Source organism: Rhodococcus sp. SORGH_AS_0303, from assembly GCF_030819335.1.
Lineage (GTDB): Bacteria > Actinomycetota > Actinomycetes > Mycobacteriales > Mycobacteriaceae > Rhodococcoides.
This window is the reverse complement of record NZ_JAUTBO010000001.1, coordinates 1,413,849-1,426,952: the sequence shown is the minus strand read 5'-3', so window position 1 is coordinate 1,426,952 and position 13,104 is coordinate 1,413,849. Positions and strand designations below refer to the sequence as shown.

Sequence of the window (13,104 nt, the reverse complement as noted above, 5' to 3'; positions counted from 1 at the left end):
GCCGGGTCGCCTCGACTGTCGAGAGCGTGAACCGGAACCGGACTCGGCCGATCAGTATGCCAGAGCAGCTGTCCGCGCTGGTAATCGTCTCAACATCGGTGCCGAGACGTTTGTTCCGTCGATCCTCGGGGGTCAGTCCTCCGGCGAACCGGGCGCCGTCTTGGAGACCGACATGAGGAACTCGATGTTGTTCTTGCTCTTCTTCAGTCGGTCGATCAGCAGATCGATCGCCTGGTGCGAGTCGAGCCCGGAGAGCACCCGACGCAGCTTGTGCAGCACGGCCGCCTCGTCGGGACTGAGCAGGAGCTCGTCCTTGCGGGTGCCCGACGGATTGACGTCCACCGCCGGGAACACGCGCCGCTCGGCGATCTTGCGATCGAGCTTGAGCTCGGCGTTGCCCGTGCCCTTGAACTCCTCGAAGATCACCGTGTCACCTGTCGAGCCGGTCTCCACCATCGCCGTGGCGATGATGGTGAGCGATCCACCGTTCTCGATGTTGCGCGCGGCACCGAGGAAGCGCTTGGGCGGGTAGAGCGCCGTGGAGTCGACACCACCGGACAGGATGCGACCCGAGGCCGGCGAGCTGTTGTTGTACGCACGGCCCAGACGCGTGATCGAGTCGAGCAGCACCACCACGTCGCGGCCGTCCTCGACCAGACGCTTGGCGCGCTCGATCGCCAGCTCGGCGACCGAGGTGTGGTCGCCCGGCGGGCGATCGAAGGTGGAGGCGATGACCTCACCCTTCACGCTGCGCTGCATGTCGGTCACTTCTTCGGGACGCTCGTCCACGAGCACGACCATCAGGTAGCACTCGGGGTTGTTCGTCGCGATGGCGTTCGCGATCGCCTGCAACACGCTGGTCTTACCCGCCTTGGGCGGGCTCACGATGAGCGCACGCTGCCCCTTGCCGATCGGCATGACCAGATCGATCACGCGCGTCGTCAGGATGTTCTGCGTGGTCTCGAGGCGCAGTCGCTGATTCGGGTACAGCGGCGTCAGCTTGTTGAACTCCGGCCGCTTGCGGTTGCCGTCCGGCGGCGCACCGTTGACCGTGTCGAGACGGACCAGCGGGTTGAACTTCTGCCGGGAGTTGTTCTGCTCCCCCTCGCGGGCCACTCGCACGGCACCGGTCAGTGCGTCACCGCGCCGGAGGCCGTTGCGGCGCACCATGTTCATGGAGACGTACACGTCGTTCGGTCCCGCGAGGTATCCCGAGGTCCGGACGAACGCGTAGTTGTCGAGCACGTCGAGAATGCCGGCGACGGGCTGCACGACGTCGTCGTCGCGCAGTTCGGGCTCGCGCTCACGATCACGCTGGTTGCCGCCGCCCTCGGGAGCACCGTCACGATCGCGCCCACGGCGACGCTCGCGGAAACGACGTCCCCGCCTGCCGCGGCCCTCGCCGTCCTCGTCGTCGCGGGGACCGTTGTCACGAGGCCCGTTGTTGCGGTCGCCCTGGTTGCGATCGTTTCGGTCGCCCTGGTTGCGATCGTTCCGGTCGCCCTGGTTGCGGTCGCCCTGGTTGCGGTCGCCCTGGTTGCGATCGTTTCGGTCGCCCTGATTGCGATCGTTCCGGTCGCCCTGGTTGCGGTCGTTCCGGTCGCCCTGGTTGCGGTCGCCCTGGTTGCGATCGTTGCGGTCGCCCTGATTGCGATCGCCCTGGTTGCGGCCCTGGCGCTCGCGGCGCGGCCGGTCCCCGTTCTGACGATCACCCTCGCCCTGGTCGCGGTCGTCGCCACCGTCGGTGCGGGTGGTCTCGGCCGGAGCCGTCGTGGTGGACGCTGCCGCGTCGGTGGACTGGTGCGCGCGGCCGTCCTGCGCAGGCGCAGCGTCGTTCTGCGACTCGGCGGCGGTGTCGGTCGACTCCGCGGCGCCGGCACGGCGGGTCGCTCCGCGACGGTTCCGCGTGCGACGCGGGCCGTCGGGGTTCGCGCCGTCGGACGCTGCACCATCGGAACCCGAGGTGTCGGCGCTGGGAGTACCGGCGTCGGAGCTGGAGGCGCCGGCGCTCGCACCGTCGGCTCCGGAATCCCGGGGTGCCACGGCGTCGGACACACCGGCGGACGGTGCGTCCGACGTGGCGGCGGGCGCGGACCGGCTCACGCGGGGTGCGCGCGACGGTGCCTCGGTGGCAGCCGCGGACGCGGGCACCTGCTTGGCCTCGATCGCGGACACGAGGTCGCCCTTACGCATCCCGGAGACACCCTTGATGCCGAGTTCGGACGCGAGTCCGCGCAGCTCGGTGAGCACCATCCCGGAGAGTCCGGCACCGCGGCGCGACGTGCGCGGGCGCGTGTCGGACTGGGTCGCCGGAGCAGCGATAGATTCCGTATCGGTCACGGAGGTCCTTTCCTTCCCTCGCGCGCCTGGTGCGCAGATCGAGGGTTCGTTCCGCCGTTCGACTCTCGTGTCGAACTCGGATGCCGCGTACGTTCGCGTCGTGCAGAAGAGCGAAGGCTGTTCCAGGATGCGACTTCCCTGGCGGCCGTGGCGCGCCGATCGACGACGGCGGCACCGCTGGAGCTCGAGGCCGGGAAGTAATGCCCTGGAGAAATCGGCGCGCTGACTGCGCACGATGTACGGACGCGTACCACAATAGCCGTGATGCGAGGTACGGGCAAGAATGTCCGCGTCAGCGCGTCGTGACGCCGTCCGCGATGTCCAGCTCCAGCACCGTCATCCCGTCGTCCCCGGCGCGGTCGGCCAACTCGCGCGCGATGCTCGCCGTTCCGAGCACGAGCACGGTGGGTCCGGCGCCCGAGACCGTCGCGGCGTGCCCGTGTGCGCGCAGGGTCTCGACCCATCGCGACGTCACCGGCAGGGCGGAGGCCCGGTAGGGCTGGTGCAGGCGATCCTCGGTGGACACCATCAACAGATCGGGTCGCGTCGTCAGGGCCACGACCGCGAGCGCGGATCGGCTCGCGTTGAACGCGGCGTCGCGGTGCGGAACGAGGTCGGGCAACAGTCCGCGCGTGTGCGCCGTGGACGACCGTTCGGTCGGGATGAGCACCGTCGCACCGATGTCCGGGTGCACGTCGAGACGGGCGGCCGCATAGGCCCGCGGCCCCTCCGGCGGGCCGGACTCGCGGCTCCAGGACACCACGGCGCCGCCGAGCACGCTGGCCGACGCGTTGTCCGGATGACCCTCGAACTCGGCGGCCAGCTGCACCATCTGCTCGGGCGACAGCGCGAGAGCCGGATCCAGCGACGCCGCGAGGCAGTTGGCCGCGGCGAGCCCACCGACCACTGCCGACGCCGACGAGCCGAGGCCGCGAGAATGGGGAATCCTATTGTGACACCGTACTTTCAGACCGTCCGCCCACACGCCGGCCGACTCGAGACCACGCTCGATCGCTCGCACGACGAGATGCGACGGACCCCACGGAACCTCGCGCGCACCCTCACCGTCGACCTCGATGTCGAGCCCGGACTCCGCCACGGTGACGACGACGTCGTCGAACAGACCCAGGGCGAGCCCCAGTGTGTCGAACCCTGGTCCGAGGTTGGCACTGGAGGCAGGCACGCGGGCGTGCGCCACCGTCCCGGTGGTGAGTGTCCTCGTCACGTCGGCCGGCCCGGCCACTATGCCGACTCGGGAGAAGCCGGGTTCACCGACGACCCTGGCGCCACAGTCGATTCCGCCATCGAGATCCCGATCATTCGGACGTTCCCTCGAGTCGGAGAACGCTGGTGACGGCGGTGACGATGTCGAGTTCCTTCAGCGCGTCCACGGTGGCCGCCAGAGCCGAGTCCTTGGCGCGGTGCGTGACGACGACGAGACGGGCATGCTTGCTCGCGCCCTCCTGGCGCACCGTGGAGATGCTGACGTCGTTCTTGGCGAACTCGGCCGCGACGGCGGAGAGCACTCCGGCGCGATCCGCGACCTGCATGTTGACGTGGTACCGCGTGGGGGTGTCCCCCATGGGTGCGACGGGGAGCTTGGCGTACGTCGACTCCCCGGGTCCACGGCCGCCGTAGAACTTGTTGCGCGCCGCCATCACCAGGTCGCCCATGACGGCGGACGCGGTGGGAGCGCCGCCCGCACCCTGGCCGTAGAACATGAGCCGTCCCGCGGCCTCGGCTTCGACCACGACGGCGTTGAAGGCACCCGACACCGAGGCGAGCGGGTGCGACAGCGGTACGAGCGACGGGTAGACGCGGACGGAGATGCGGTCGTTGCCGTCGTCGTCACTCACACGCTCGCACAGCGCGAGAAGCTTGACGGTGCAGTCGAACGCACGCGCGGTGGCGATGTCCGCCGCGGTGATCGAGGAGATCCCTTCGCGGTGTACGTCGGCCGAGGTGACCCGCGTGTGGAACGCGAGCGAGGCCAGGATGGCGGCCTTCGCCGCAGCATCGAAGCCCTCGACGTCGGCCGTCGGATCCGCCTCCGCGTATCCCAGCCGTCCCGCCTCCGCGAGCGTGTCCGCGTAGTCCGCACCCGTCTCGTCCATGGCCGAGAGGATGAAGTTCGTCGTGCCGTTGACGATGCCGATGACACGGTTCACCCGGTCGCCGGCGAGAGACTGCATCAGCGGCCGGACCACCGGAATGGCCCCTGCCACAGCGGCTTCGAAGTACAGGTCGGCGCGGTGGCTCTCGGCGGCGTCGGCCAACTCACCGGTGTACTCGGCGAGGAGTGCCTTGTTGGCCGTGACGACCGACTTGCCGGCGTTGAGCGCGGCGAGGATCAGTTCGCGGGCCGGCTCGATGCCGCCGAGCACCTCGACCACCAGGTCGACATCGTCGCGCGCGACGAGTGCGCGCACGTCGGTGGTCAGCAGGTCGGGGTCGATGCCGCGGTCCTTGCCGATGTCGCGCACCGCGACTCCCCGCAGCACGAGCGGCGCACCGACGCGGGCGGTGAGATCGGTGGCGTGATCGAGCAGGATGCGCACGACCTCGCTGCCGACGTTCCCCATACCGAGGACGGCGACGCCGATCGGCTTGTCCACGGGACTGACGAAGGCCGCGGCCTCCGACGACACTGACGATTCTGGAGCGGTCACCGGTCTACCTCCAAGCTGAGCAGGTCGTCGAACGTTTCGCGGCGGAGTACCAGCCGCGCTTGCCCGTCCCGCACGGCGACGACGGCCGGACGGGGCAGAAGGTTGTACCGGGACGACATCGAGTAGCAGTACGCACCCGTCGCGCCCACGGTGAACAGGTCACCGGGACCGAGATCCTCGGGCTGCCACGTGTCGCGGATGACGATGTCGCCACTCTCGCAGTGCTTTCCGACGATCCGGGCCAGAACGGCCGGAGCCTCCGACGTACGCGACGCGAGGCGGCCGACGTACTCGGCCTGATAGAGCGAGGTCCGGATGTTGTCGCTCATGCCCCCGTCGACGCTGATGTAGCGGCGCGTGTGGGTGCTGTCGACGGTGACGTCCTTGACGGTGCCCACCTCGTACAGCGTCACGGTGCCCGGTCCCGCGATCGCGCGTCCGGGCTCCACTGCCAGTGTCGGAGTAGGGATCCCGGCGGCCGCCGACTCGGACTCGACGATGTGGGCGAGCTTGGCGGCCAGATCCTGCACGGGAGGCGGGTTGTCCCCCGGCACGTAGTGGATGCCCATGCCGCCGCCGAGATCGACCACGGTGATCTGCGAGGTCTTCGCGGTGCCGAACTCGGCCTTGATGTCGCGCAGCAACCCGATCACGCGGTGAGCCGCGAGCTCGAACCCGTCGACCTCGAAGATCTGGGATCCGATGTGCGAGTGCAGGCCGACGAGGCGCAGATTGTCGGTCTCGAACACCCGACTGACGGCCCGGAGCGCGCTGCCGTCGGACAGGCTGAAGCCGAACTTCTGGTCCTCGTGGGCGGTGGCGATGAACTCGTGCGTGTGTGCCTCGACCCCGACGGTGATGCGGATCAGGACGTCCTGCACCGTTCCCGCCGCGGCAGCGACCTCGTCGAGCCGGTCGATCTCGATCATCGAGTCCAGCACGACGTGCTCGACACCGGCGCGCACTCCCGCCTCCAGTTCGGCCCGTGACTTGTTGTTGCCGTGCATCGCGATCCGGTTCGCCGGGAAGCCCGCGTTCAGTGCGATCGCCAGCTCGCCGCCCGAGCACACGTCGAGGGACAGACCCTCGTCCGCGACCCAGCGAGCGATCTCCCCACACAGGAAGGCCTTGGACGCGTAGTGCACCCGCTCGGGGGCACCGAACGCCTCCGCCATCTCGCGGCAGCGCGACCGGAAATCGTCCTCGTCGATGACGAACAGCGGCGTGCCGTACGTGGCGGCGAGTTCCGTCACCGGAACACCGGCCAGCGTCACGACGCCGTCGTCACCACGAGCTGCGTTGCGGGGGAACACCTTCGGATGAAGGTCCGTGAGTGCCGCGCTGTCCGCCGGACGCTCCGGGGTGCCGGGGCCCGACTGCTCGGCGTGCCGCGGCCCGGCGGGATGCGCGCTCACATCTTCTCCGGTGCACTGACACCGAGCATGGCCAGGCCGTTGGCCAGGACCTGCCGGGTGGCGTCGCCCAGGGCGAGCCGCGCTGTGTGGACGGGCATCGGATCCTCGTCTCCTCGGGGAAGTACTCGACACGCTCCGTAGAACCGGTGATAGGCACCCGCCAACTCCTCGAGGTACCGGGCGATCCGGTGGGGTTCGCGCAGCCCCGCCGCACTGGCGACGACGCGGGGGAACTCCCCGACGGTACGGACGAGGTCACCTTCCGCGGCATGGGTCAGCAGCGCGAAGTCGGGATCCGCGGCGGAGACGCCCAGTTCCTCGGCACCGCGGGCGAGAGAACACAACCGGGCGTGGGCGTACTGCACGTAGTACACCGGGTTGTCGTTGCTCCGGCTCGCCCACAGCGCGAGATCGATGTCGATCGACGAGTCGACCGACGACCGCACCATCACGTACCGCGCGGCGTCGATCCCGATGGCCTCCACGAGGTCGTCGAGAGAGATCACCGTGCCCGCACGCTTGCTCATCTTCACGGCGACACCGTCGCGGACGAGGTTGACCATCTGACCGATCAGCACCTCCACGGTCGCCGGATCGTCGCCGAAGGCTGCGGCAGCCGCCTTGAGCCGACCGATGTAGCCGTGGTGGTCCGCGCCGAGCATGTAGATGCACAGGTCGAACCCGCGAGATCGCTTGTCCTGGAAGTAGGCGATGTCGCCGGCGATGTACGCGGCGTTGCCGTCGCTCTTGACCACGACGCGATCCTTGTCGTCGCCGTACTCGGTGCTGCGGAGCCACCAGGCCCCGTCCTTCTCGTACAGGTTGCCCGAGGATTTCAGCGTCTCCACAGCGCGCTCGACCGCGCCGGACTCGAAGAGCGAGTTCTCGTGGAAGTACACGTCGAAGTCGGTGCCGAACTCGTGCAGGTCCGACTTGATCTTCGTGAACATCGCGTCGACGCCGAGGGCTCGGAACACCTCCTGCCGCTCGTCGTCGGGCAGACCCATCACGTCCGGTCGCTGCGTGACGACGGCCGCGGCGATCTCGGCGATGTACTCGCCCGCGTAGCCGTCCTCCGGAGCGGGCAGACCCAGCGCCGAGGCGACCAGCGAGCGTGCGAACCGATCGATCTGCGCGCCGTGATCGTTGAAGTAGTACTCGCGGGTGACCGCGGCACCCCGCGAGGTGAGGATGCGCCCCAGGGCGTCGCCCACCGCGGCCCAGCGGGCGCCGCCCAGGTGCACGGGACCCGTGGGGTTCGCCGAGACGAACTCCAGGTTGATCGAGGTCCCGGTGAGCTCGTCGGACCAGCCGTAGCGATCGTTCTCGCGCTGCACGCGCTCCACGATGGCGCCCTGAGCGGACTTCGCGAGCCGGATGTTGAGGAATCCGGGACCGGCCACGTCGACGGCCTCGACAGCGTCGGCACCGGCCAGAGCGTCCGCGAGCCAGGTCGCCAGGTCGCGGGGGCTGACGCCCGCCTTCTTGGCCACCTGCATCGCGACGTTGGTCGCGTAGTCGCCGTGCTCGGGATTGCGCGGGCGGTCCACCGTCACCGTCGCGGGCAACACGGCAGGATCGAGTCCGTGCTCGGTGAGCACGGCCGCTGCGGTGGCATGCAGCAGTTCGGCGAGGTCGGCGGGAGTCACGGGGCCTTATCCTATGGTCTCGCTGCACAGCACCCCGACCGCGGTCACCGGTGGGTCCGACGGGAGCGCTTCAGCGAGGGCTCAGACTCCCTCCGTACAGTGGGGCTGCCTCGAGTAGGCGGCCACTCATCTCCTCGATCGAAAGAGCGCTCCGACCATGCCAAGCGGTTCCGACAAGAAGTCAGCCAAGGCCATCAAGGCTGCCAGCAAGACCGGCACCCGGAACAAGGGTGGTGTCCCCTCCAGCGTGGGATCGGGCAAGCGGCGCCAGATCCCGTGGCTGACGGTGGCGGCATCCGTCGTGGTCATCGCGCTGATCGGCGCCCTGGCCTGGAACCTGGTGCCCAAGTACCAGGACCGCGCCGAGGCGCAGCGCTTCGCTCCCACCGAGGAGAACCAGGACCCGTCGACCGGCATCGACGGCGTGGTCACGCAGGACTATCCCGCTGCGCTGCACGTCACCGGCTCGCAGCGTGTCGCCTACGACCAGTCGCCGCCGTTCGGTGGCCCGCACGACCAGGTGTGGGCCAACTGCATGGGCACGGTCTACCCGGACGGTCTGCGCACCGAGAACGCCGTGCACTCGCTCGAGCACGGCGCCGTCTGGATCGCCTACAACCCGGACGACCTGAGCGAGGACCAGATCTCGACGCTGGCCGCCAAGGTCGAGAACCAGCAGTACATGCTCATGTCCGCCTACCCCGGACTCGACTCCCCGATCTCGCTGCAGTCGTGGGGCCACCAGCTCAAGCTCGACAGCGTCGACGACCCCCGGATCGACCACTTCATCGCCGCACTGCGCCTGAACCGCTACGCCTACCCCGAGGTCGGCGCGAGCTGCTCCACGACGCCGGAGACCTTCGACCAGGACAACCCGCCGCCGTTCGACGGCAGTGCACCGGGCCCCGACGCGGTGCCGATGAGTGGCGAGGGCCTGACCCCCGACGCCTCCGAGACGGGTGCGGGTCAGCTCCCGGGCGGGCTGGGCCTGCCCACCGACGGCGCGGCAGTGCCCACACCGTGAGCGTGACGACGGAGGAGCGGCCCACGGAGCAGCGGAGTCAGCGATCGGCGCTGCTGGTCCTGGGCGCGGTGGCCCTGCTCGTCATCGGGTTCGCCGTCGGCTTCCTCGCGCAAACCCCGTTGCGGGACGATCCGGCACCCACACCGGGCGCCGATTCGGTCGACGTCGGGTTCTCGCAGGACATGACCGTGCACCACAACCAGGCGATCGAGATGGCGACCATCGCACTCAGTGGCGCCTCCGATCCGCTGGTCAAGAATCTCGCGTACGACATCCTCACGACACAGCAGAACCAGGCCGGGCAGATGCAGGGCTGGCTGGCGCTCTGGGACGCCGCTCCGTTGCCGACGGGCGGCTACATGGGCTGGATGACGGAGGACGGCGGACACTCCATGTCCGGCTCGTCCATGTCGTCCATGTCCGGGTCCGGCTCGTCCACCGGTCCCGTGCAGACCATGCCGGGTATGGCGAGCACACAGGACATGACGGCGCTGCGCGCCGCCACCGGTCCGGCACTGGACGTGCTGTTCCTCCAGTTGATGCTGCGCCACCACGAGGGTGGTCTGCCGATGATGGAGTACGGCGCGGTGCACGCGGAGACGCCCGCGGTGCGCAATCTCGCGCAGACGATGGTGAACACCCAGACCTCGGAGGCTCAGCTGATGACGCAGATGCTCACCGAGAAGGGTGCTGCTCCGCTCTGATCGCGTGATGCGCTACTGTTGGCACCGCCCGAAACGGCACATCGGAGTTCGCTCCGGTGCGCCCCCGTAGCTCAGGGGATAGAGCGTCCGCCTCCGGAGCGGAAGGCCGCAGGTTCGAATCCTGCCGGGGGCACCCATCACTCGCCCGGTGCGAGCACCGTCAGTCGTTCGCCAGGAGCGCCGTCATCACGGCGTCGGCCGTCAGCCGGGCCGTCGGTTTCCTCGCAGGCGCCAGGTCGTGTCCCGCAGCCTCGATCGTCACGATGGTCACCGCTCCCCCGATCCGCGTCGTGTGCTCGCGCAGTTCGTCGCCGGTGGCGAACGGGTCCCGCGAGCCGTGCACGATCACGGTCGGAGCGGCGATGCCCGGGAAGTGCTCGGTCCGCAGGGTGTCCGGCTTCGTCGGCGGGTGCAGCGGATAGGACAGTGCGAGAAGAGCGTCCGCGATGGCGGGGTCCTCGGCGAGGAGCATCGAGGCCTGACGGCCGCCGTACGAGTGACCCCCGACGATCACCGGTCCCCGCGCATCCAGCGCCCGCACCGCGGCGGCGATACCGGCACGATCCGCGGCGGCGCCCGCTCGGTTCGGAGGGCCCTTGGGCCGAGCCTGACGAAACGGGAGATCGATCCGCGCCGTCAGTACCCCACGGTCCGCGAGCTCGGTGGCCACGGCCACCAGAATCGCTGCGTCGCAGTTGCTTCCCGCACCGTGGGCGAGCACGGCCGTCGCGACGGGTGCGCCGGCAGGTTCGTGGACGACGCCGTGGATCCCGTCGGCTCGCCACTCCCGCACCGTTCCCTCCGTCATGCCGCGACCGTAACGCAGAACGGGCACCGACCACAGTGGTCGATGCCCGTTCTTCTCGTGCGTCCGGTGTCAGGGAACCTGAGTGAGCCCCACCGTTGGGAAGAACGCGCAGGTCTTGCCGTCGTGCGAGACCTGGCCGAAGATCGCCGACAACACGGTGCCCGAGCCCGTGGCGACGGGTGCCAGGCGCACACCGGCATTGGGGAACTTCGAGAGGTTGTTCGTCAGCAGGTCGCGTCCGATGGAACGGAACGGTTCACCCAGTGGCTCGATGATCTCCGCGAGGACGACGTCGGTGAGACCACCCATGTCGGCGAAGCCACCCTTCAGCGTGTTGACGTTGAACCACGCCACCTGCATGCCGGACTTGTTCGCACCGTCGTTCACGATGCCGCCGGGCGCCGGAACGAAGGCGTACAGCGTCTCGCCCGGATCGGCGATCGTGGTGTCGATCCCGGGCAGTGTCGGAATGGTGACACCCGGCACCTTCGGCGTGTACGGGCCGGGAGCCGAACCGGCGACCGCGGGCACGATGCCGAGCGGCGCACCCGGGAGCGCGGAGCAGTTGATCGCGGCCGTCGGGTAGAAGAACGGCGTGAGACCGAAGCCGCCGAGCAGTCCGTTCGCAGCGTCCAGCAGCGCCAGCGGGTTCGTACCGGCGGGCTCCGCGACATCGACCGACGGTGCAGCACCCAGCACGGCGCGCGCCGCCTCGAGGGCGACGTCCCCCGGCTCAGCGGATCCCTCGAGAGTGGCCAGCGCCTGCTGGAACGGGTCCGGAGCGGGTGCCGGATCGGCAGAGGCGACGGCCGGCAGCGCGAGCGCTCCGGCGCAGGCGATGGCCAGGGCGGCCACCGTTCGACGAGGCCGACGGAATGTACGCATGCATGCTCCTGAATGGCTCGGGGTCGACGATCTCGGGATCGAGATGCGCGTGCGGTCCCGTGGGAACCGTGTGGTCCGATTCGATCACGGGTTTCGTCAGGTCACGGTCGTCGAGACTGCATTGATACCAAAGTGTCGCATGATGCAGATGTGACGGATGTGGCGATCGACTCGGTCGTGAGCCGAGTCGATCCACCGTGCGAACGTGGGAAGATCGACCCATGTCGTCAGCGCCGAAGCTTCCGCTGGACCCCATCGCGGAAGCTCACCGTCAGTGGATCCGCCACGGATGGTCGGACGCCGCCGACGGCATGGCCGCGGTCACGTCCATCATGCGCGTCCAACAGATCATGATGGCGCGCGTCGAAGAGGTCCTCAAACCCACGGGGCTGACCTTCGCTCGCTACGAGTTGCTCACCCTGCTCACCTTCACGAAGACCGGCGCCCTGCCGATGGCGAAAGCCAGCGCACGCCTGCAGGTCCATCCCACCTCGGTGACCAACGCCGTCGACAGGTTGGAGAAGGCGGACCTGGTCACGCGGGTACCGCACCCCACGGATCGCCGCACCACACTCGTCGAGATCACCGAGGCGGGACGGCAATTGGCGGTCAAGGCGACGGAAGATCTCAACGACCGCGTGTTCGGGCTCCCCGGAGTCGCGGGTGCGGATCTGGACAGACTGGTGTCCATCCTCGCAGGGGTCCGGCGGCGCGCCGGGGACTTCGACGACGAGGACACGTCCGGCTGGTGACAGCAGAGATCCGGTGCCACTCCCCTCGCTCGGGCGAGGAGTGTCGCACCGGATCTCGGTACGGCCGGATCAGCGGTGGCGGAACACCGGCTGACGCTTCTCGGTGAAGGCGGTCATGCCCTCGGTCTGATCGTCGGTGGCGAACGTCGAGTGGAACAAGCGACGTTCGAACAGAACACCCTCCGCCAGAGTCGATTCGAACGCCCGATTCACGGCTTCCTTCGCCATGACAGCGATGGGCAGCGACTTCGCGGCGATCGTCTCGGCCGTCTCCAGCGCATCGGCGAGCAGATCGGCCGCCGGCACGATCCGCGACACGAGCCCTGCTCGCTCCGCCTCCTCGGCGCCCATCTTGCGGCCGGTCAGACACATCTCCATGGCCTTGGCCTTGCCGACGGCACGGGTCAACCGTTGGGAGCCACCGATTCCGGGGATCACCCCCAGAGCGATCTCCGGTTGGCCGAACTGAGCCGTGTCCGCTGCGATCAAGATGTCGCACATCATGGCCAGCTCGCAACCCCCACCGAGGGCGTAACCCGCCACGGCGGCGATGGTCGGTGTGCGCACTGCGGCGAACGCGTCCCACTCGGAGAAGAAGTCCTGCGTGTAGACCTCCATGTAGGTCTTGGACTGCATCTCCTTGATGTCGGCACCGGCCGCGAACGCCTTCTCGGAACCGGTCACCACGATCGCCCCGATCGCCGGATCACGATCGAACGCCACGGCAGCCTCGACCACCTCGGTCATCAGCTGAGAGTTCAACGCGTTCAGCGCCTTCGGCCGGTTCAGCGTGATGACGCCGACGCGGCCCCTGGTCTCGACCGTGATCGTCTCGAATTGCTGCGTCTCCACTTTCGG

At 68.9% G+C, this 13,104-nt stretch carries 11 protein-coding genes and 1 tRNA gene; 4 read left to right on the top strand and 8 right to left on the bottom strand.

Translation table 11 applies throughout. From position 1 onward, the window contains the following. Positions 1–132: 132 nt before the first annotated feature. The 5 genes from rho to argS all read right to left on the bottom strand — a co-directional run bounded on the left by rho (position 133) and on the right by argS (position 8,073). Positions 133–2,253, bottom strand: coding sequence for a transcription termination factor Rho (rho, locus tag QE449_RS06650; protein WP_373428371.1), 2,121 nt, complete (start codon positions 2,251–2,253; stop codon positions 133–135). A 379-nt stretch (positions 2,254–2,632) separates the two neighbouring features. After that, positions 2,633–3,565, bottom strand: coding sequence for a homoserine kinase (gene thrB / locus QE449_RS06645; protein ID WP_222632725.1), 933 nt, complete (start codon positions 3,563–3,565; stop codon positions 2,633–2,635). Positions 3,566–3,656: 91 nt separating this feature from the next. Then, positions 3,657–5,009 (bottom strand): homoserine dehydrogenase, encoded by a 1,353-nt coding sequence (locus QE449_RS06640; RefSeq protein WP_155957165.1) that lies wholly within the window; start codon positions 5,007–5,009, stop codon positions 3,657–3,659. Continuing rightward, on the bottom strand, positions 5,006–6,424 hold the full coding sequence (gene lysA / locus QE449_RS06635) for a diaminopimelate decarboxylase (RefSeq protein WP_307108506.1): 1,419 nt from the start codon (positions 6,422–6,424) through the stop codon (positions 5,006–5,008). The genes QE449_RS06640 and lysA overlap by 4 nt, the downstream gene beginning before the upstream one ends. After that, positions 6,421–8,073 (bottom strand): arginine--tRNA ligase, encoded by a 1,653-nt coding sequence (argS, locus tag QE449_RS06630; protein WP_027507232.1) that lies wholly within the window; start codon positions 8,071–8,073, stop codon positions 6,421–6,423. The genes lysA and argS overlap by 4 nt, the downstream gene beginning before the upstream one ends. Positions 8,074–8,230: 157 nt before the next feature. Here argS and QE449_RS06625 point away from each other — a divergent pair, with 157 nt between their 5' ends. The 3 genes from QE449_RS06625 to QE449_RS06615 all read left to right on the top strand — a co-directional run bounded on the left by QE449_RS06625 (position 8,231) and on the right by QE449_RS06615 (position 9,934). Continuing rightward, on the top strand, positions 8,231–9,097 hold the full coding sequence (locus tag QE449_RS06625) for a DUF3105 domain-containing protein (protein ID WP_307108505.1): 867 nt from the start codon (positions 8,231–8,233) through the stop codon (positions 9,095–9,097). Positions 9,098–9,099: 2 nt separating this feature from the next. Next, a complete protein-coding gene (locus QE449_RS06620) occupies positions 9,100–9,801 on the top strand; it encodes a DUF305 domain-containing protein (RefSeq protein WP_307108504.1) in 702 nt (233 codons plus the stop codon). Positions 9,802–9,861: 60 nt separating this feature from the next. Beyond that, positions 9,862–9,934: transfer RNA gene (locus QE449_RS06615), tRNA-Arg, on the top strand. Positions 9,935–9,961: 27 nt separating this feature from the next. On the opposite strand, the gene QE449_RS06610 is transcribed toward QE449_RS06615, so the two are convergent. Together QE449_RS06610 and QE449_RS06605 are read right to left on the bottom strand one after the other, a co-directional pair. Then, positions 9,962–10,609 (bottom strand): alpha/beta family hydrolase, encoded by a 648-nt coding sequence (locus QE449_RS06610; RefSeq protein WP_307108503.1) that lies wholly within the window; start codon positions 10,607–10,609, stop codon positions 9,962–9,964. A gap of 69 nt (positions 10,610–10,678) precedes the next feature. Continuing rightward, positions 10,679–11,494: a hypothetical protein gene (locus QE449_RS06605; protein ID WP_056448478.1), complete on the bottom strand. Its 816-nt coding sequence runs from the start codon at positions 11,492–11,494 to the stop codon at positions 10,679–10,681. A 221-nt stretch (positions 11,495–11,715) separates the two neighbouring features. On the opposite strand from QE449_RS06605, the gene QE449_RS06600 reads away from it, so the two are divergent. Next, positions 11,716–12,246, top strand: coding sequence for a MarR family winged helix-turn-helix transcriptional regulator (locus QE449_RS06600; protein ID WP_027507237.1), 531 nt, complete (start codon positions 11,716–11,718; stop codon positions 12,244–12,246). A gap of 69 nt (positions 12,247–12,315) precedes the next feature. On the opposite strand, the gene QE449_RS06595 is transcribed toward QE449_RS06600, so the two are convergent. After that, positions 12,316–13,098 carry an enoyl-CoA hydratase gene (locus QE449_RS06595; protein WP_373428370.1) on the bottom strand — a complete coding sequence of 261 codons (783 nt, stop codon included), beginning with the start codon at positions 13,096–13,098 and terminating at the stop codon, positions 12,316–12,318. Positions 13,099–13,104 lie beyond the last annotated feature (6 nt).